Origin of the sequence: Clostridium sp. TF11-13AC (assembly GCF_003481065.1) — a bacterium.
GTDB lineage: Bacteria > Bacillota > Clostridia > Lachnospirales > Lachnospiraceae > Otoolea > Otoolea fessa.
The window spans coordinates 19248-38882 of the sequence record NZ_QUKJ01000008.1 but is presented as its reverse complement, the minus strand read 5'-3'; the positions used below and the strand labels follow the sequence as shown (position 1 = coordinate 38882).

16 protein-coding genes and 1 pseudogene are annotated in these 19635 nt (G+C 46.7%); 6 read left to right on the top strand and 11 right to left on the bottom strand.

Features of this window, described 5'->3' with window-relative positions; genetic code table 11:
* Positions 1-202: 202 nt before the first annotated feature.
* From DXD12_RS13330 to nifS, 4 genes are all read right to left on the bottom strand, one after another.
* The gene (locus tag DXD12_RS13330) at positions 203-1423 is read right to left on the bottom strand and encodes an N-acetylmuramoyl-L-alanine amidase (protein ID WP_118638517.1); all 1221 of its coding nucleotides are present in this window, start codon (positions 1421-1423) and stop codon (positions 203-205) included.
* Positions 1424-1563: 140 nt separating this feature from the next.
* Entirely contained in the window at positions 1564-2643 is a 1080-nt protein-coding gene (gene mnmA / locus DXD12_RS13325; RefSeq protein ID WP_118467033.1) for a tRNA 2-thiouridine(34) synthase MnmA, read from the bottom strand.
* Positions 2643-3080 carry a Fe-S cluster assembly scaffold protein NifU gene (gene nifU / locus DXD12_RS13320; RefSeq protein WP_117795995.1) on the bottom strand — a complete coding sequence of 146 codons (438 nt, stop codon included), beginning with the start codon at positions 3078-3080 and terminating at the stop codon, positions 2643-2645. Before nifU ends, mnmA begins: the two co-directional genes overlap by 1 nt.
* Positions 3081-3253: 173 nt before the next feature.
* Complete coding sequence (nifS, locus tag DXD12_RS13315; protein ID WP_022358754.1) at positions 3254-4441, bottom strand: cysteine desulfurase NifS; 1188 nt, start codon at positions 4439-4441, stop codon at positions 3254-3256.
* A 780-nt stretch (positions 4442-5221) separates the two neighbouring features.
* Here nifS and DXD12_RS13310 point away from each other — a divergent pair.
* On the top strand, positions 5222-6160 hold the full coding sequence (locus DXD12_RS13310; RefSeq protein ID WP_107001266.1) for a LysR family transcriptional regulator: 939 nt from the start codon (positions 5222-5224) through the stop codon (positions 6158-6160).
* A 270-nt stretch (positions 6161-6430) separates the two neighbouring features.
* On the opposite strand, the gene DXD12_RS13305 is transcribed toward DXD12_RS13310, so the two are convergent.
* From DXD12_RS13305 to DXD12_RS13275, 6 genes are all read right to left on the bottom strand, one after another.
* On the bottom strand, positions 6431-7609 hold the full coding sequence (locus tag DXD12_RS13305) for a pyridoxal phosphate-dependent aminotransferase (RefSeq protein WP_107001267.1): 1179 nt from the start codon (positions 7607-7609) through the stop codon (positions 6431-6433).
* A 129-nt stretch (positions 7610-7738) separates the two neighbouring features.
* Positions 7739-8986: a dicarboxylate/amino acid:cation symporter gene (locus tag DXD12_RS13300; RefSeq protein ID WP_107001268.1), complete on the bottom strand. Its 1248-nt coding sequence runs from the start codon at positions 8984-8986 to the stop codon at positions 7739-7741.
* 273 nt (positions 8987-9259) lie between these two features.
* Positions 9260-10054, bottom strand: coding sequence for an SDR family oxidoreductase (locus DXD12_RS13295; protein ID WP_107001269.1), 795 nt, complete (start codon positions 10052-10054; stop codon positions 9260-9262).
* 66 nt (positions 10055-10120) lie between these two features.
* Entirely contained in the window at positions 10121-11050 is a 930-nt protein-coding gene (locus DXD12_RS13290) for a fumarylacetoacetate hydrolase family protein (RefSeq protein WP_117795997.1), read from the bottom strand.
* A gap of 731 nt (positions 11051-11781) precedes the next feature.
* The gene (locus DXD12_RS13280; protein WP_227589721.1) at positions 11782-13254 is read right to left on the bottom strand and encodes a glycoside hydrolase family 3 N-terminal domain-containing protein; all 1473 of its coding nucleotides are present in this window, start codon (positions 13252-13254) and stop codon (positions 11782-11784) included.
* 46 nt (positions 13255-13300) lie between these two features.
* Entirely contained in the window at positions 13301-14101 is an 801-nt protein-coding gene (locus tag DXD12_RS13275) for a helix-turn-helix transcriptional regulator (protein WP_118481993.1), read from the bottom strand.
* Positions 14102-14432: 331 nt separating this feature from the next.
* Between DXD12_RS13275 and DXD12_RS13270 the strand changes: the two genes are divergently transcribed.
* From DXD12_RS13270 to DXD12_RS13250, 5 genes and pseudogenes are all read left to right on the top strand, one after another.
* On the top strand, positions 14433-14846 hold the full coding sequence (locus DXD12_RS13270; RefSeq protein WP_117558696.1) for a cysteine-rich VLP domain-containing protein: 414 nt from the start codon (positions 14433-14435) through the stop codon (positions 14844-14846).
* Between the two features lie 111 nt (positions 14847-14957).
* On the top strand, positions 14958-15353 hold the full coding sequence (locus tag DXD12_RS13265; RefSeq protein ID WP_118467027.1) for a replication initiator protein A: 396 nt from the start codon (positions 14958-14960) through the stop codon (positions 15351-15353).
* A gap of 185 nt (positions 15354-15538) precedes the next feature.
* Positions 15539-16480 (top strand): MobV family relaxase, encoded by a 942-nt coding sequence (mobV, locus tag DXD12_RS13260; protein WP_118481992.1) that lies wholly within the window; start codon positions 15539-15541, stop codon positions 16478-16480.
* 70 nt (positions 16481-16550) lie between these two features.
* Positions 16551-16742 (top strand): hypothetical protein, encoded by a 192-nt coding sequence (locus DXD12_RS13255; protein WP_118467024.1) that lies wholly within the window; start codon positions 16551-16553, stop codon positions 16740-16742.
* Positions 16743-16836: 94 nt separating this feature from the next.
* Positions 16837-18102, top strand: a pseudogene (locus DXD12_RS13250) (recombinase family protein); the annotation flags it as partial.
* A 345-nt stretch (positions 18103-18447) separates the two neighbouring features.
* On the opposite strand, the gene DXD12_RS13245 reads toward DXD12_RS13250, so the two are convergent.
* Positions 18448-19404, bottom strand: coding sequence for a LysR family transcriptional regulator (locus DXD12_RS13245; RefSeq protein ID WP_117795998.1), 957 nt, complete (start codon positions 19402-19404; stop codon positions 18448-18450).
* Positions 19405-19635 lie beyond the last annotated feature (231 nt).

Here is a 19635-nt window from a genome sequence, read left to right as displayed (position 1 = left end):
CTTTGTCAACCTTTTAGAAACTCCAATTCCTATTTTAGAACACTTTTTTATTTTTATTCAAAATGTTTCCCTTATCCTTTTTAATTTCTTTCTGTGACCAAAAAAATACCAGTCACCTGAAATATGCGTCTTCATTCCAAAGAAACATTTCTCAAATAACTGGTATTTTTGATTTTATCTCTATTCTACCTGTTGAACGATTTTACTGATAATACGCATCAATTCCGTTCGCAATTCCCCCGGCAATCAATTCCTGATAATCATCCTGTGCCATCTTCTGGTCTTCTTCCGGGTTGCTCATAAAGCCCATCTCGACAATGGAAACCGGAATCTTACACCAGTTGATGCCGCTCATGCTGTCTGTCTCCTGCACACCGCGGTTCTTGAAGCCGGTTGCCGCGCAGACAGAGTCCGTGATCTTCTTGGAAAGAGAATAGCTTGCCGCGTGAAGCCCGCCGTTGTACGGGTTGGTCGCCGTCTGGCACATGGAGAGTGTTCCGTTGACTGTCGTGTTATCCAGCGAATTGCCATGAATCCGGACAAAAATGGAGGCGCCGCTCTTGTTGGCGATCTCCGCTCTCTCCGCATTGCTTAAGTTGACATCGTTGGACTCCCGGATCATGACGACCTGATAGCCTCTCTCTTCCAGAATCCGTTTTAACTTCTTCGAAACTGATAAAGTCAGCTCATATTCCGGCAGCTTCGTCGATACACCTTCGGTGCCGGAAGCCACCTTCGCCTTCATGGTCGAGGAGCCCGGTCCAACTGGTTCTTTGTCCGGATTGCCCTTTGCCTGATGTCCCGCGTCGATCGCTACGATACGTCCGTTGGACACCGGTGCACCCTGTGCATCCGCTTCTGCCCCCTGCGCTGTGACCGTCGCTTCCTCACTGCCCGGCTCGGTCGTCGTCAGGTATTCGGAACGGATAAAACAGCTCTTGTCCTTATAAAGCACCTCGCTCCAGCCGTCTCCGATACCGACGCGCTGCACGCTGTCACCCTGATTCAGCTGTGTCACAATCTCATACTCCGTTCCACAGCCCGAACGCACATTGAGCAGGTTCTCAGTCGCATACACTGTCTCATCGACACTCCGGAAGCCGCTCGCCGTCGTTTTGTCACTCTCCAGCTCGCTCTGGTCCGCAACCGCCGCTGCATCCGCCTCCTGAATGCCCTGTGCATCTTCCAGCTCCAGACTTCGCTTTGCCGCATTCGGCACCTGTTTCTTCGCTGTCTGTTCCGCCGGTTCTGTCTCAGCAGCCGCCATCTGCACCTGCTTCTGTGCCTGATTCGGAAGGGTAAATCCCGCATGGCTTACGCCAATGGAACCCGCCGCGACCACAATCGCGGTTACCGCCGCCCAGAAACGTTTCCGGTAATCCGGTGTGCCTGGCTTTCTTTTTCTGCTTTCTCCTCTTGCCATTTATAAAAAACTCCAATCTTACAGAAGATTCTAACCTCTCCATGATCCGCGCATTCACTGTTTCCAATCAATCGCATCGCAACACAACTTTGATGCCGACAGACATTTCTGCCCAATTAAAATCTTCTTTCATTTCTAAATTATTCGATCGTACCGCCGCCTACGACATATTCGCCGTCATAAAAAACGACTGCCTGTCCCGGCGTCGCCGCTCTCTGCGGCTCATCAAATACGCATTCCACCCGATCTTCGCCAATCTTGCGGATCGTACAGGATGCCCCTTTGTGGCTGTAACGAATCTTCGCACTGACGCGCATCTCCTGATCGCCCAGATCCTCAATCGCCATCCAGTTGAGGTTCCGGCAGGTCAGGCGGTTAGAAAAGACGTCCTCATTTTCCCCGATCACAACCTCGTTCGTCTCCGGACGGATCTCCGTCACGAACACCGGATGACCAAGTGCCAGATTTAAGCCCTTTCTCTGTCCCACTGTATAATGGGTAATTCCTTTATGATGACCTAAAATATTGCCGTACTTATCTACAAAATTGCCTTCGTCAATCCGGCAATTACTATTTTCCTCGATAAATTTTGCATAATCGTTGTCCGGCACGAAACAGATCTCCTGACTGTCCGGCTTGTGTGCCACCGGAAGTCCAATCTCCTCCGCCATCTCTCGAATCTTGTCTTTCGTATATTCGCCGACCGGCATCAAAGTGTGTGCAAGCTGATGCTGGGTCAGGTTATAAAGCGCGTAGGTCTGATCCTTCGCCGCCGTCGCAGACTTGCAGATCGCATAGCGGCCATTCGGCAGCTTCCTCACACGCGCATAATGTCCCGTTGCAATATAATCAGCCCCAATTTCCAGACTTCTCTGCAAAAGGGACTCCCATTTTACATATCGGTTACAGGCAATACATGGATTCGGCGTGTGTCCGTCCAGATATTCCTGTACAAAGTAATCCATGACATTTTCTTTGAACTCTTTTTTGAAGTTCATCACGTAATACGGGATCTCAAGCCGTTCCGCAACCCGTCTGGCATCATCGACAGCGCTCAGACCACAGCAGCCGCCATGCTCTTCCTGCTCTACATTCGTCTCATCCTGCCAGATCTGCATTGTGACGCCGATCACATCGTATCCTTGCTCTTTTAAAAGCCAGGCAGCCACGGAGGAGTCAACTCCTCCTGACATGCCGACTACTACTTTTTTCTTTTTCATCAATACTCTTCTTCGACTTCTTCCTCGCCGATATCCGTCTTCGGTTTTACGAGTCCTTTGATCTCAATGCCATTCTTCTGAGCATAATCCCAGAGAGCAGCGTGAATTGCCTCCTCTGCGAGCAGAGAACAGTGTACCTTAACTGGCGGAAGTCCGTCCAGTGCCTCCATAACAGCTTTGTTGGTAACTTCCATCGCTTCCTGGATAGTTTTTCCTTTTACCATCTCGGTCGCCATGCTGCTGGTCGCAACGGCTGCACCGCAGCCAAATGTTTTAAATTTTACATCCTGGATGATCTGGTTGTCATCGATATCCAGGTAAATACGCATAATATCACCGCATTTTGCGTTGCCGACGGTACCCATACCGCTGGCATTTTCAATCTCGCCTACATTTCTCGGATGCTGGAAATGATCCATTACTTTCTCTGAATACATCGGGTGTTTCCTCTCTATATCTTCATTCACTGTGTATGTGTACAGTAACGGAATTTGCCGTGCTTTCGTCTTTAAATACGGCAAATTTCTGCTGCCACCACGTTATCCTACGGCACTTTCAGTTGCAAAAGTACCTATCTGTGGATGTTCATTTTGCTTAAAATGTCTAAATCTTACTGCTGCGGATGTTTCTTAATGTAATCCTCATACAGTGGAGACATAGAACGAAGACGTTCTACAATCTTCTTTAAGCAGTCTACCGTGAAATCAATCTGCTCCATGGTTGTCTCGGCTGACAGGGTCAGACGCAGGGAACCGTGTGCAATCTCATGCGGCAGCCCGATCGCCAGAAGTACATGGGACGGATCCAGGGATCCGGAGGTACATGCAGAACCGCTGGAACCACAGATGCCTTCCATGTCAAGCATGATCAGCATGGATTCACCCTCGATGAACTGGAATGCAAAGTTTGCATTGTTGGAAAGTCTCTGGGAGGGATGTCCGTTGAGGCGTGCAAATGGAATTTCTTTTAATACACGCTCGATCAGGTGGTCACGCATCGCTTTTTCTTTTGCTGTGCGCTCTTCCATCGTCGCCATCGCAATCTCAACTGCCTTGCCGAATCCTACGATACCAGCCGTATTCTCGGTACCGCCGCGGCGTTTACGCTCCTGTGCGCCGCCGTGGATGAAGGAACGAGTCTTTAATCCGGTACGGATATAAAGGAAGCCGGTTCCCTTCGGTCCATTTAACTTGTGGGCGCTGGAACTGAGCATATCGATATGACACTCATCTACATTGATCGGAACATGACAAAATGCCTGTACCGCATCGGTGTGGAATAAAATGCCGTGTTTCTTCGCAATCTCACCAATTTCCTTGATCGGCTCAATCGTACCGATCTCATTGTTTGCAAACATAACAGAGATGAGGATGGTGTCCGGACGGATCGCCTTCTCCAGCTCGTCTAATTTAACAACACCGAACTCATCTACATCCAGATAAGTAACCTCAAAGCCTCTCTGCTCCAGGTACTCACAGGTGTGCAGAATCGCATGGTGCTCAATCTTGGTCGTGATAATGTGCTTGCCCTTTGCCTGATATGCCTCTGCTGTAGAAATCAGCGCCCAGTTATCAGACTCCGTGCCGCCGTAGGTAAAGTAAATCTCGTTGGACTTTGCGCCCAGCGCTTTCGCGATCGTCTCGCGGGCCTGTGCAATCGCTCTCTTCGGCTCTGCCGAAAATTCATAAACGGAAGACGGGTTGCCGTAATACTCCGTAAAATACGGGAGCATTGCCTCCACTACTTCCGGACGCGTTTTGGTTGTCGCCGCATTGTCCAGATAAATCAACTGTTTCATAACTAATAAATCCGCCTTTCTTCTTAGTGTATGCACGCCTGCCTTTATTGTGATTGTATCACACGGAATCTCACGGCAGGAACTCCCCACCTGTAAACATTTGCTGCGTACATAGTTTGTAGCAATAAAGGTAAAAGCTTCATCTACGTTCTTTATTATTATATAGGAAAATTGAAAAAATACAAGCAAGAATGAGCGGGTTTTTGAAAAAACCTAGTTAAAAATGGGGTATATAATGTGCTCAAGCTATTCCACCCTACTTATCCAGACAATAAAAAACCGTCCAGCTAGGAGGGGTCAACTCCTGACTAAACGGTTTTTTATTAAATCTTTGCTCCACTTCTGCCTTGAAATCCGTTACCCAATCGGCAGCAATTCCGTGGAAACGCATGTTATCCTCCAAGAGGGAATCTTCGGATAACTGCTGTAGTGCTGTCATTGGCTTCTGACCGCACATGGAGGGTTGATGCAATAGGGTTTACATAAATAAAAAGAAATAAACTGGTAACGGATACCTGTCAATACTTATACATAAAAGGGATTGGTATTGAATCAGGTTGGTTCTTCACTTGACATATCGCTATTGTAATATTATTATATATTATTAGGATACTTCTAAGTGAAAACTCTTTTTTTTCCTGATGGCTATAATATAACACGCATCGACTTGAAATGCCATCCCCGGAACGAGAATATAAATATTGTTTTTTTACAATAATATAAGCATTTAAAAATAGTTCTATAAAGCAAAGGCTAATTAAGCCAAATGGAGGCAGAAAAATGTATATTAAAAACCCGGAGTATTTTATTACCACCGTCCGTGAGGGAAGCATTTCCAAAGCGGCTGAAAAATTATATCTGTCACAGCCATATTTAAGCCAGTGTATCGCACGAACCGAAAAAGAATTAGGCGTCAAGCTCTTCGATCGCAGCCATATGCCACTCAAACTAACTGAGGCAGGAAAAATCTATATGCGTTATCTGGAAAGTGTCGGAGTCCTGACCGGGCAGTTTGAGGAACAGCTCGGCGAGCTGAAAACGGGGCGCAGCCGTACTCTGAATGTCGGCATGACGCTGTGGCGCGGATCCGTCCTGCTGCCGGATATCCTGCCAAGCTACTCTGAAAGCCACCCGGATGTCCGCATCACCTTACGTGAACACCACACTGCCCAGCTTTCCAAGCTGTTACAGGAGGATCAGATCGATTTTGCCCTGATGAATATGCCGCTCAATCTGGATGATTTCGTCTATGACACCATCTTCAATGAGCGCCTCCTTCTGGTAGCCAGCAAGGACCATCCGGCTATCCGCGGTCTGGAAGCAGGCACTCCGGACCATCCGCTTCCAATCGATATGAAAAAGCTGCGCCGGGAACGCTTCATCCTGCTGCAGGAGGATCAGGTCATGGGACACGCCATGAAAAATCTCTTTGCCAAGATGAATATGGAGCCAAAAGATGCCCTATACACCACCAGCAGTACGACTTCGGTCAACCTGGCGGCAAGAGGGTTCGGCATCACCTTCCTCCCGGAAGGCGGAATCCGCCACACTGCCCACGTGGAGCAGCTTGCATTCTTCACCGTAGACAATCCACCGTTCAGCGTGCCGCTGCTGCTTTTATATAAGAAGAACAGCATTATTTCACCACACGCGAAGGATTTTATCGATATGGTGAAGGAGTATTACCGGAATCTGGAGGAAAAGAAGATTAAGGCATAAGAATTTGCTCTTTCTCTGTGCATTCTGTTTCTACATATATTTTAGAATTTTTGCACAAAACGTACAAAATGGGACTTCAGCCCCTAATAGACACAGGCAGCCTAGACGATATCCGTCGAAGCTGCCTGTGTTTTATTTCATATTTTTCTATCATTTCTTGGTCGAATTTATTTAACATTTGAAGAATTTTTATTCTACTATTCTTCCTTATCCAGATTCCGACCATTCACTCGGTCTTTCAATTCGTAAAGCAAATTTTTTAAGTAACTTTTACTTGCGGATCTTCTCCACAAATTCCTTCAGTCTCTTGCACCCTTCTACCACATTCTCATAGCTGTTTGCAAAGGACATACGGATATAGTGGTCGCCTTCGCTTCCGAATACATCGCCCGGTACCATTGCTACCTTGGCATTTTCAAGAAGCAACGGGGCAAATTCCTGTCCACTCATGCCGAGTTTTTCGATGTTGATGAAGATGTAGAACGCACCCTTCGGGCAGCGGCAGCTCAGTCCGTCGATCTCGTTGATTGCTTTAACTGCATAGTCACGGCGTCTCTGATACTCTTTTACCATGTCTGCTACTTCGTTCTTCTCTTCTTTCAGCGCTACGACACCGGCTTTCTGTACGAAGGAACTTGCACAGGTAACCACGTGCTGATGCAGCTTATTGACAGTCTTGACAATCTCTTCGCTGCAGGCTGCGTAGCCGAGACGCCAGCCGGTCATGGAGTACGCTTTGGAGAAGCCGTTTAATGTGATGGTTCTCTCCTTCATGCCCGGAAGAGAGGCGATGCTGATGTGTTTTGCATCATCGTATAACAGTCTCTCATATACCTCATCTGATATAATCATGATATCGTTCTTCACAGCAATCTCTGCCAGTTCTTTCAGCACATCCTCTGCCAGCACACCGCCGGTCGGGTTGCTCGGAGTGATAAGAACGAGTGCCTTGGTCCGTGGGGTAACCTTTGCACGAATCTCATCCAGATCAATCTGGTAATCATTCTCCTCTTTCAATGTATAGGTAATCGGAACCGCGCCCAGAAGCTTCGGAACATTTAAGTAGTTTAACCAGCCCGGATTCGGAACCAGAACCTCATCGCCCTCGTCGAGAATTGCTGCCATGACATCAAAAACTGCCTCGGAAAGACCTACACTGACGATGATCTCAGTCGGTTTGTACTCTACATTGTTCTGCGTCTTTAATTTCCAGGCAATCGCCTCCCGCAGCTCCATGGTACCAAAGTTGGAAGTATAGAATACATCGCCTTTTTTGATATCCTCGATGCAGGCATTCTTGATGTATTCCGGTGTATCGAAATCCGGACGCCCTAACTCAAAGTGAATGACCGTCTCTCCTGCGCGCTCCATTGCCAGCGCCTTTTCGTTTACTTTACGGATTCCAGACGGAACCAGTTCATCCATTCTTTTTGCGAATAATTTATCCATAATAAAATCTCCTTTTCATTCTGCATATACTCTCAGATTCTCATTGGTCCGCATCTGCTGACACTTTTCCAAGAATATTTTATTTTTCCTGGTAGCCGGCCGGAATTCCGTTTTTCTGTTCTCCAGCCCTTACGCTGCCTTTGTCTCGGTTTCCGCACCAGTTCCCAGCGTATGCATCATGCCCTCGCTGCGTGCTACCACCATGGTGGTTACCACATCACCGGTTACGTTAAAGGTTGTATTTGCCATATCAATCAGTCGGAAGATACCGGCAATCAGACCTACAATCTCCAGCGGAAGTCCCATGTTCGTCAGAAGAATCGTGGTCATGATGATCGCGCCTCCCGGAACACCCGGACAGCCCATAGCTACTAATACAGTAGAAATAATAATGTTTACCAATGCGGACGGTGTCAGGTTCATTCCATAAATCTGTGCCGTCATTACGATAGCTGCTGCATAGTAGATACATCCACCATTCATGTTGATGGTTGCGCCAAGCGGCAGGGAGAACGATGATAACTCGGAAGATACGCCAAACTCATCATTCGTAACAGAGGTTGTGATCGGAAGAGAACCGCTGCTGCTGGTGGTGCTGGCCGTTACAACCCATACTTTCCAGATACCCTGCAGCCATTTCTTTACCGGGAACTTTGCCAGAAGCGCTACCATCGGAATATACATCAGTAAAACAAGGATTACATCGGAAGCATAAACCGTGAGAATCAGCTTTCCGAGCGGTCCAAAGATTTTCAGACCATATGCACCAACTGAATCTGCTAACAGTGCACATACACCAATCGGAGAAAACTCCATAACAATGGCTGTGATTTTATACATTGCATTGGCACAGCTCTGTACACCTGCTAAAAGGCGTTCCCCCTCTTTTCCCATCATGATAAGTGCTACGCCTAAGAATACCGAAAATACGATAATCTGCAGCATATTTGTGTTGGTAAAAGAAGTGAAAATGTTGGATGGGAACATATCGATTAACGTATCAATGATACTCGGCATCGCCTGCGCCTCATAATCAGTCGATTGTGATAACGCGGTTAAATCAAATCCTTTTCCTGGATTGATGATGTTTGCCATGATAAGCCCTAATCCTACACAGAGTGCAGATGTCAGCGCATACAGTCCAACCACCTTCACGCCAATGTTCCGAAGCTTTTTCAAGTCTCCTAAGCTCGCGACTCCCGCTGTGATGGAAAAGAATACCATCGGAACGACAATCATTTTAATCATATTTAAAAAGATGGTTCCCAGAGGTTTTACAATGGTTGCTTTTTCTCCAAATACGAGTCCGATGACAATACCAAGGCCAAAACCGATGAACGTCTTTGTCGCCAAGCTCAATTTCTTTTTTTCTTTCATGAATATTCCCCTTCTTATGCAATACCCTCACTTACTGTTCACACATATGTGACCACCATGTTGTTTCACAGCACTTTCTATTTCAAAAGTGCCTGCTTTAAACAACCTCCTCTATGCTATATTCTCTCCCAGATTTCATTTCCCCAAATGTCCTCCGGGAGAGAGGTATCTGCAGTTCCGGGTAAATTTCCCAATTCACCTGCAAAACATGCCTTCCGTGAACTCCTCCGGATGTCCTGCATTCCGGAAATGCATCTTTGCCATGTTTTGCAATTAGTATGCTCTTGTCATCGCACCGTCTAACAGGATGGTCTGACCAGATACGTATGTATTTGCCTCGGAGCACAGCCATGTAGCCAGACGTCCGTATTCATCGATGGTGCCGTAGCGTCCCATCGGGAACTTCTTCAGGTCTTCCTTCTCGTAATCTGCTACGCTGATGCCAGCCTTGTCTGCACGCATCTTGTTCAGATTTTCGATTCTTGCGGTACCGATACGACCTGGTCCAATGACATTGACTAAGATATTGTCTTTGCCGACCTCACTTGCCAGGGTCTTGCTCATGCCGACAACGCCCATTCTCATGGTATTGGAAAGAATCAGGTTATCCAGGCAATCCTTAACGGAAGAAGAAGTTGAGTTTACGATACGGCCGCCGCCGAGACGTTTCATGGACGGGAGTACCGCACGGATGGTTCTTACGTAGGAGAGCAGGCACATCTCAAAAGCGCCCTCCCATGCCGCATCATCAAAGCTTACGAACGGTCCCGGCTTCGGACCCGGACACATATTTACGAGTGCGTAGATATCGCCCAGTGTCTCAACAGTGTGTTTTACAAGTGCCTCAATGTCCTCCGCCTTGTTAACATCGCAGAGGAAGGTCTCCGGACGGTTTCCGGTTTCTTTCTCAATCTCAGCCTGTGCTTCCAGAAGCTGATCTTTAAACGGTTCTGCGGTACAAATCATAACCTTTGCACCTTCTCTTGCCATCTCGGTTGCAATTCCCTTGCCAAGTCCGGCTGCTGATGCCATACAGAGAACTACTTTGTCTTTTAATCCTAAATCCATACTGTTACCTCCTGTAAAATGAATATATAAAATGATTTGAATGTTCTGTTTGAATTTTTTATTTTCCTACACTTCCTTTTCCGGATGTTTTTTTAAGTCAACAACCGGGTTTACAAGTGGTGTCATCTCGAATCCGTCCGGTCCGGTGATGCGGCACTCTGCTACATCGCCATCCTGGATGTGGAACGCTCTCGGTGTTCCGGTGGAAAGGATGTCTCCTGCGTACCATCCCTGGATGCTGCTGTGCAGGGATACCAGACGCGGCGGTCTGTGGGTCATGTTTGCTACTACGTTTTCTGCATGAACTTCACCGTTGTGAACACTCTGGACCAGAAGTTCATTGACATCCGGTACCTCATCCGGGGTTACAAGCTCCGGACCGAAGGAGAAGAAGGTCGGGAAGTTCTTTACGATGGTTAAATATCTCGGGTTGCCGCTTACATAATCATTTCCCTTTAAGATGGATTCCTCAGTCATATCAAGGATGGTGGTGTAACCGACGATGGCATCCTGCCAGTTTTCTTCGGATATATCTCTGCAATCCTTGCCCATGATGATTCCAAGCTCTGCCTCTGCGGTGGTTTTCTGTGCTTCTTTCAACTTCGGAAGCAGGATTTCATCGTCCGGACCAATCAGGGTGTCTGCCTGTTTGAAGAAGCTTCCCGGAAATCCCTTCGGAGCTGCAGAACCGATGTCTCCGGCATGGTCTACATAGTTAAGGCCGATACCAAAGATACGTTTCGGGTTGCGGTAGAGCGGTCCGTATACAACTTTCTCGCTCGGAACCAGTCCCGGAATACTTTCCAGCTCTTCCTTGCCGCCTGCGTTATACCATTTTGTCAGTCCCGGAATCTGCTGCTTCTGGATGAGACTCATGACATCCTCGGCCCATGCAGTTCCCTTTGCTGCATTCAGTGCCTCAATCGGAAGCACTCCATTCTTTAAGACGATACCGGCTTTTTCTGTTCCGTTCACTTTGATAGTTGCAAATCTCATATGGTTTCCTCCTTTATCTGTCAGAGATTGCTTCTTCAGAAGTTCTATTTGTCTGTTTCTTTTCATTTTGTTTCAGCGTCTGAAACCCAACCTCTTGAAGCTCTCTGTTTCTTTCTGACATTACTTTACCATTCCCACCAAAAATGTTCCAACTCTCTTTCGAATATGGACGTATAGGTAAATGGTTATGGACCATAACGTGTCTAAAATGATACTTGACCTTCCCTAATAAGCGAAAATACGCCTGGATACAGGCTTTCCTTGTAGTTGGAGGAAGTGGAAATGCCTGTTCCAGACGTATGATTTTAAATATATATAATCGTTTTATTAGGTCAGTTTACAAGGAACTACACGCAGACCGAGAAACGGGCTGCTGACAACAAATAAAGGCTGAGTATCAAGCACCGGGAAAGTGCGGGATATTCAGCCTGTTTTGTTGTCAGGGGTTTCCAAAGAGGCTTGCCCCTTGGCACACGACTTTGCTTGCAAAGTGTAGTGTGTTATACGCTCTGTCGGCGTTGCTGCGAAAATAAGGTTGCCGCCGGGGAGGGCAAAGGCGTTTGAAGCAGCAGGAAAACAGGGTTGTGATTGCGTGACGTGGAGCCGCAAGCGCAGGACTGGTTTCATCAGCAGACAGGGCGTATATGAAAGTCCCCGTTCCTCGTTCTACACCGAACTTGTGGACACACTCCCGTAAAAACTGAAATTTTAGACTATTTGTAAATAAACCTTTATATTATCCCAAGTGAAATTTTTAATTCTAATATGCGTAAAACAGATTCATCGATTCGTTCCTCTGTAATTTCTCCCTGTTTGACTGCTTCAAGTATGGCTGGAATTTGCACCTCAAAATCTGTGCAGCATAACATATCATTTCCTGCCTTCACAGCTTGAACTGCAATTTTTGTGTCTTCTGCAAAATTGCGCACACCATCCATAGCTAAGTCATCTGTAATAATAACTCCAGTAAATTTTAATTCTTCCCGCAGGATTTTGTGTACCTGTGAAGACAGCGAAGCAGGGGTTTGACTATCCATGCAGGATACCACATTATGAGAAACTAATACCATATTGGCTCCAGAATCAATTCCTGCTTGAAACGGCAAGAAATCTGAGTTCAAAAATGTTTCATAGGTGCGATTATCATAAGCAATACCTGTATGTGTATCCACATTATTTCCGTACCCGGGGAAATGCTTTAGGACGCTCCCCATACCTTCTTGAAACATGGTTTGCACAACTAAGTGGACATAAGCGGCAGTTTGCTCTGCGTTCTGTCCAAAACTCCGGTCATAAATAAAATCCTCTGGATTTTGCGAAACATCGCAGATTGGGGCAAAGTTCAAATTAATCCCCAAACTATTCAATAATTCACATTTTTCTTGTGTGTCACTTTGAATCAAATCAAAGCCACCTTCAGCATAGAGTTCTTGAGGGGACCAGAAAGGCACAGCTCGCAAATTAGGGTTTGTGCTAACACGGTTGACAGTGCCTCCTTCTTCATCTACTCCGATAAACATGGGGATTTTTGCTGCACTTTGATAACTTTGAATATTCTGGATAATTTCATCTCTTGTTTTTCCAGAAAAGTCTCGGCTAAAAAGAATATAACCTCCAAGATTATACTCCTTTACCTTCTGTACGCTATTTATTTCGGGACAGCGTGCAATAAACATCTGTCCAACTTTTTCTTCCAGCGTCATTGCATTTAGAATTTCTTGTGCTTTCTGTGTCACGGAAGCAGAAGGGGGACTTGGCTCTGTTTCACCAGTTGTTGGTTCAGGATTTTCGGTATTCAAACTGGAATCCGTAACCGTAATGGAAAGTAATTCAACCTCTTGTACAGATGCATTCAAATCCAATTTGCCATGATATGAAACTGTCACTGGATTCCCAATCACTATTCCTGTCTCACCAGTTGAAATATTTACACCTTCTGTTCCAAAATAATATTCACGATTATCCTCACCTTGAACAGTTAGAGTATTCATTGTTGCATCTTTTACAGTTCCTCGAAGCTCTTGTGCAGGTTCAGTTGTACTTGAATTTCCAATAATTTCTATTGTTGCCTCAGACGAGTTTTCCAACAAAATATTATTTACTTTATGCAAACTGGCTATCGCAATGCCTGCACATACAAGAAGCAAGATAATCACACTAAAAATAAGCACTTTATTCCTTTTTTCTTTTTTTACCCGTCTCATGTAATCCTCCTGATTGTTTTATAAAACTACATATATTTTTCTGCAATTATTTTCCTACCTGCTCCATCATCCTCTTTGCCAACTGCCGGAACTGTTCCGCCGTTTCCTCGTCCATCGGAAGAAACTTCCCAATCTGTCCGGCAATCATAGCAGTTACATCGTCCATAGAAAGCAGCTCCTGCTGGTGGTCTTTCATGGTTTCCTGCATGGTTTGGAACATAGCGGTGGTCACAGCTTCTCCTGGCTGTTCTCTGTTGTCCATATCTTTCTTAATATCTCGCAGGATAGCAAGAAATACATTCTTGATTTTTTCAATTTCCGCTTCATGTTCTCCCATCTTCTGTGCGTTCAGAAGTTGCAAATCCTGTTTTGCTTCTGCCCGATGTTCCGGGTGTTCTTTCATCAGATCGGACAAGGAAGCCGTTTCCAGTTCAATCAGCTGATTTCGTGCCATGATACCCTTTGCCGCTGTGTCTTGAAAATAAATCCGTATCAAATCCATCAGTTTCGGGAAGTTCCTGTGTTCCAACAGACGGTTAAGGATTTGCACATCGACTGTACCTGCCACAAGCCCTCTCACAGCTCCCTCGGACAATCCTAATTCAGAAATATCATAACTTTTACGGACACTCAAGGTGGACAAGCCTAATATGTAGTCCGTTGATACCTTAAATTCCTTTGCCACGCCTATGAGAATATCGCTGCTGACCGTCTTTGTTTCCCCACTGACAATGCGGCTCAACTGGGAAGCAGATACGCCTATCTTCTCCGCAAGTTGCTTTTGAGAAATATGATTGCCGTTGCACAAATCAGAAATCCTTTGTCCGGGTGTTCCGGGTAAAGCCATACACAGCACCTCCTTTTCCTATTTCCCATTATACAAGAAAATTGCAGAACTGCAATTTTGAAATTGAATATTGCCCTAAAATGCAATTCTCGCAAGATTCCGGGAATTGCATTTTTTTCGTGTAGACTTAGGGTAGTTCATCGATGAACTGCACCTTGAAAAATGAATGACCATCCGAAAAGGAATACCCCGGTAGGGGAAGCACCGCAACGAGCCACTTCGGGACAAAATGTCCCGAAGTCCGGGGAGCGTGCCAACGCTGGAACACGCCGCAGGAATGGGGCAGGAAGCCTTTTCGGGGAGAACGGCAAAGGAAAAATGGAGGGAACACATGAGAGAGAACCCATATAAACAACTGCCGCCCATAGAGCGCAAGCCGGACGGCTCCCTTTACCGCATGACACCGACACAGAGGAAACAGGCAAACGCCCTGATCCGCCGGGAGTGCTGCTGTTATGAGGACGGGAACTGTATGTTCCTTGACGATGGAGACATCCACGCCTGCCCCCAGACCATTTCTTTCTCGGTCTGCTGCAAGTGGTTCCGCTGGTCGGTCTTGCCGCAAATCGGAACGCTGGAAGCGGAGGTTTTCCGGGATAAGGAGCTAAAACGCTGTGCGGTCTGCGGCAGAGTGTTCGTCCCAAAGTCCAACCGGGCGAAATACTGTCCCGACTGCGCCGCCAGAGTTCACAGGCGGCAGAAAACAGAAAGTGAACGGAAAAGGAGGTCTTGTGTGGACAGTTAGAGGCTGAAAAGTCCTTGATTTACAAGGCTTTACAAGCACAGAACAGGGGTAGGCAATAGAAACTACCGTCTGCCCCCGGAAACAGGCTTCTAACCGTCCACAAAACACGATATGACAAACACCATTTATATCCATCAGCCGGAAAAGGTGGTCAGCTTTATCCGGCTTCCCAATTTCCTCTTTGAAGCCCCCACATTCACACCCCTGTCCAACGAAGCAAAGGTACTGTACGCCTTTATCCTGCGCCGGACAGACCTGTCCCGGAAAAACGGCTGGGCGGACGAATATGGGCGCATTTACCTCTACTATCCCATCAATGAGGTAGTGGAACTGCTCCACTGCGGGTGGCAGAAGGCGGTCAACACCCTGCGGGAGCTGCAATATGCCGGACTGGTGGAGATCCAGAAGCAGGGCTGTGGAAAACCCAACCGCATTTACCCCAAATCCTATGAAGCGGTTCCAAACACCGACTTCAAGAAATCCGGTTATGGTACGCCGGAGGACTGAAAACCGCACTCCACAAGTACGATAATCAATCCTCTTGAAGTACGAAAACCGGACGGTATATAGAAATACAGAGATTAAAACGATTTTATTTATATCTTATCCATTCCTATCCTATCTGAGATATTTTCTGCGGGATTTTCCTGTGGAAAAGTCCCGGAAAAGAACGGAATAGGGAAAGGAGTTTCATGGCACAACACGCAATCTTGCGATTTGAAAAACACAAAGGCAATCCGGCAAGACCGCTGGAAGCCCATCACGAACGGCAAAAGGAACAGTACGCCAGCAATCCCGACATTGACACAAGCCGGAGTAAATACAACTTCCATATCGTCAAGCCGGAGAGCCGCTATTACCATTTCATTCAGAGCCGCATTGAACAAGCCGGATGCCGCACCCGCAAGGATAGCACACGCTTTGTCGATACGCTGATAACCGCCAGCCCGGAGTTTTTCAAGAAAAAATTCCCAAAGGAGATACAGGCGTTTTTCCAGAGGGCGGCTGATTTCTTAATCGGGCGGGTAGGGAAAGAAAATATCGTGTCGGCGGTGGTACACATGGACGAGAAAACGCCCCACCTGCATTTGGTCTTTGTCCCGTTGACAGAGGACAACCGCCTGTGTGCAAAGGAGATTATTGGGAATAGAGCCAACCTCACAAAATGGCAGGACGATTTTCACGCCTATATGGTGGAGAAATATCCCGACTTGGAGCGTGGGGAAAGTGCCAGCAAGACAGGCAGGAAGCATATCCCCACCCGTTTGTTTAAGCAGGCGGTCAATCTCTCCAAACAGGCAAGAGCCATTGAAGCCACGCTGGACGGTATTACCCCGTTCAATGCCGGAAAGAAGAAAGAGGAAGCCCTCTCCCTGCTGAAAAAGTGGTTTCCGCAGATGGAGAACTTCTTCGGACAGTTCAAAAAATACAAGGTCACGATAAACGACCTTTTGGCAGAAAATGAACAGTTGGAAGCCAGAGCCAAAGCCAGCGAAAAAGGCAAGATGAAAGATACGATGGAACGGGCAAAGCTGGAAAGCGAGCTGAAAGACATTCAGCGGCTGGTAGACCGTATCCCGCCGGAGGTGCTGGCAGAACTGAAACGGCAGCAGCGGCACACAAGGGAACGGTGATCGATGACAGAAAACATTTCACGCCGCGGTATGACGGCACTACACTTTGAAAATTAAATACGGAGGTACTATGGAGCATATCAGATACAAGAAAGAAACCGAAGTCGTGACTTTTCAGAGAAAGGAAATCACGCTGGAAAATCTCTCCCCGGTGTTCACGCCGGAGCAGGAAGCGGCAAAACGCCGGGAGCTGGAACAGCAGCTTTATGAGGTGTTCCGCAAGTATGCCGACAAACGGCAGAGTGAGGAAGCCGGGGCATAAGGTTTTCCAAAGCCATCGTTGATTTGCGGGGCTGCTGACGGTATAATAAAGGTGTCAGCAGCTCCGTTTCTTTTTTAAGAAAAGGAGCGACAATATGAATAATCGAATAGACGCAATCTATGCAAGACAATCGGTAGACAAAAAGGACAGCATTTCCATTGAAAGCCAAATTGAATTTTGCAAATACGAGTTGAAAGGCGGTAACTGCAAGGAATACACAGACAAAGGGTACAGCGGCAAGAATACAGACCGTCCGAAGTTTCAAGAACTGGTGCGGGACATCAAGCGGGGCTTAATTGCAAAGGTCGTGGTTTACAAGCTCGACCGTATCAGCCGTTCCATTCTGGACTTTGCCAACATGATGGAGCTGTTCCAGCAGTACAATGTAGAGTTTGTGTTCTCTACGGAAAAGTTTGATACCTCCACCCCGATGGGGCGGGCGATGTTAAATATCTGTATCGTGTTCGCCCAGCTTGAGAGGGAAACCATACAGAAGCGAGTAACGGACGCTTACTATTCCCGCAGCCAGCGAGGTTTCAAGATGGGTGGGAAAGCCCCTTACGGCTTCCATACAGAGCCGATTAAGATGGACGGTATCAATACAAAAAAGCTGGTGGTAAATCCAGACGAAGCGGCAAATATCCGGCTGATGTTTGAGATGTATGCTCAGCCCACAACCTCCTACGGGGACATTACCCGGTACTTTGCCGAACAGGGGATTTTGTTCCATGGCAAAGATCTGATACGCCCCACGCTGGCGCAGATGTTACGCAATCCTGTCTATGTGCAGGCAGACCTTGATGTGTATGAGTTTTTCAAAAGTCAAGGGACGGTCATTGTCAATGACGCTGCCGATTTTACTGGCATGAACGGCTGCTATCTGTATCAAGGGCGGGATGTGAAGCCCAGCAAAAAGAACGACTTGAAAGACCAAATGCTGGTACTGGCTCCCCATGAGGGCATTGTCCCCTCTTACATCTGGCTGACCTGCCGCAAGAAGCTGATGAACAACATGAAAATCCAGTCTGCCCGGAAAGCCACCCATACATGGCTGGCGGGAAAAATCAAGTGCGGGAACTGAGGGTATGCCCTTATGAGTATCTTCAATTCCTCCGGCAAGCAATACCTTCGCTGTACGAAACGGCTGGACAATAAAAGCTGTGCCGGGTGCGGGAAAATCATCACTTCGGAGCTGGAAGCGGTTGTTTATCAGCAGATGGTAAAGAAACTGGCAAGCTACAAGACTCTGACAGGCAGAAAGAAAGCGGCAAAGGCAAACCAGAAAATTGCAGCACTGCAAGTGGAGCTTGCCCATGTGGACAGCGAGATTGAAAAGCTGGTGGACAGTCTGACGGGTGCAACCCCCGTCAGATACCTACCCTGTGTAGTCCCTTGTAAACTGTACTTTATGGCTTTTATAAGTTAATCATTCTAGTAGTATGTTTGATGTCCATAGGAGAATCCTTATGCCTGTCCATGGCACTGAGAATCTGAACACCTATTTTAATATGCAGCCTTGAAAAACGGCACCAGTGCAATCGCTTTCGCACAGTTATGGGAATAGCCGCCGCCCAGGCTCTGCATCCGAGTTTCTATTTTTTCAGCTATGGGATATACTCCAGTATTTTATCTGGTTAAAAATCCGAGTTATTTTTAAATATGGCTCTATAAGCAGATTCCTATCAGTATTTTGTGAAATTTTAAACTATTTTTTAGCCAGTAGAATGTATTTGATAAAATCATCCACTGTTGCCCCCACGCCCGGATAGCGCTTCATCGACAAAAGGATTGCACGCTTTGCCAGCGGATCGCCAATCTTGTAATAACAGAGTTTTTCCGTTTTCTCTGTGTATTTCAGCAGTGCATCCCTAAAAAAGATGATACCGGACTGTCCGCTCCGCGCCACATTATAGGCAGTCTGAAGCTGATCAAAATACATAATCACCTTCGGCTCGAAACCAGCGTGGGCGCAGATATCCATACTCCTTTTATAAGAATCCTGATTCTTTTTCAGCATCAGAAATGGTTCTTTCGAGACTTTGGAAAGGTCCACCGCACGCACCGCTTCATCCAGAAAACTCCGCTCCAGGATTGATTCCCTGGAGATCTGAAACTCTTTCAGCTTCTCATTCACAGCAAAGGAAGCAGGAACCGCCATAATCATATACTCATACCCCAGCGTCACACTCTCAAACATCTCCGGGTCGAGTGCCTCGACATCCATCGTGATATCAAACTGCCCGGTTCTAAGCCCCGCATCCATCCCTGAAATATCCGTCTCCGTCACGTTGATCCGGCACTTTGGATTCAGTCTGCAATAGCCCCGGATCACCTCCGGAAGAAAATACGCACAGAAATATCCGGAGCTTCCGATGTTAATCACACCGGAACGGATACCCGCCAGCTCTGCAAAATGCTGCTCCATCTCATTGCTGAGCTCGTATATCTTCCGCGTTTTTTCCAGATAATACTGCCCCGCCGGGGTCAGTGCCACCGGGTTCACATTCCGGTCAAAAAGCGAGATCCCATATAACTCTTTCTCAATCTTTTTAATCGCACCGCTGAGCGCCGGCTGGGAAATATAGAGTTTCTGGGCTGCTTTTGAAAAACTTCCTTCCTTCGCAATTTCCATCACGTATTCATACTCACGCTTACTGAACATACTCCCATCCCTCCATTGTATCTTTACGTACTACTTTATCTTTTGTCCGGTTATATGTTTAAGCCACTCTCCGAAAAAAAGTAAAAATATTTTTTATGTCATTATAACGAGTTCTTTTTATCACGTCAATTCTGTAATGTATACTAATTTTACACAATTTTCAGTCTCTAAACAACAATCCGAGTATTTTTCACTCTTGCTTTATGAGCCGTTCTTTCCTATAAAACAACG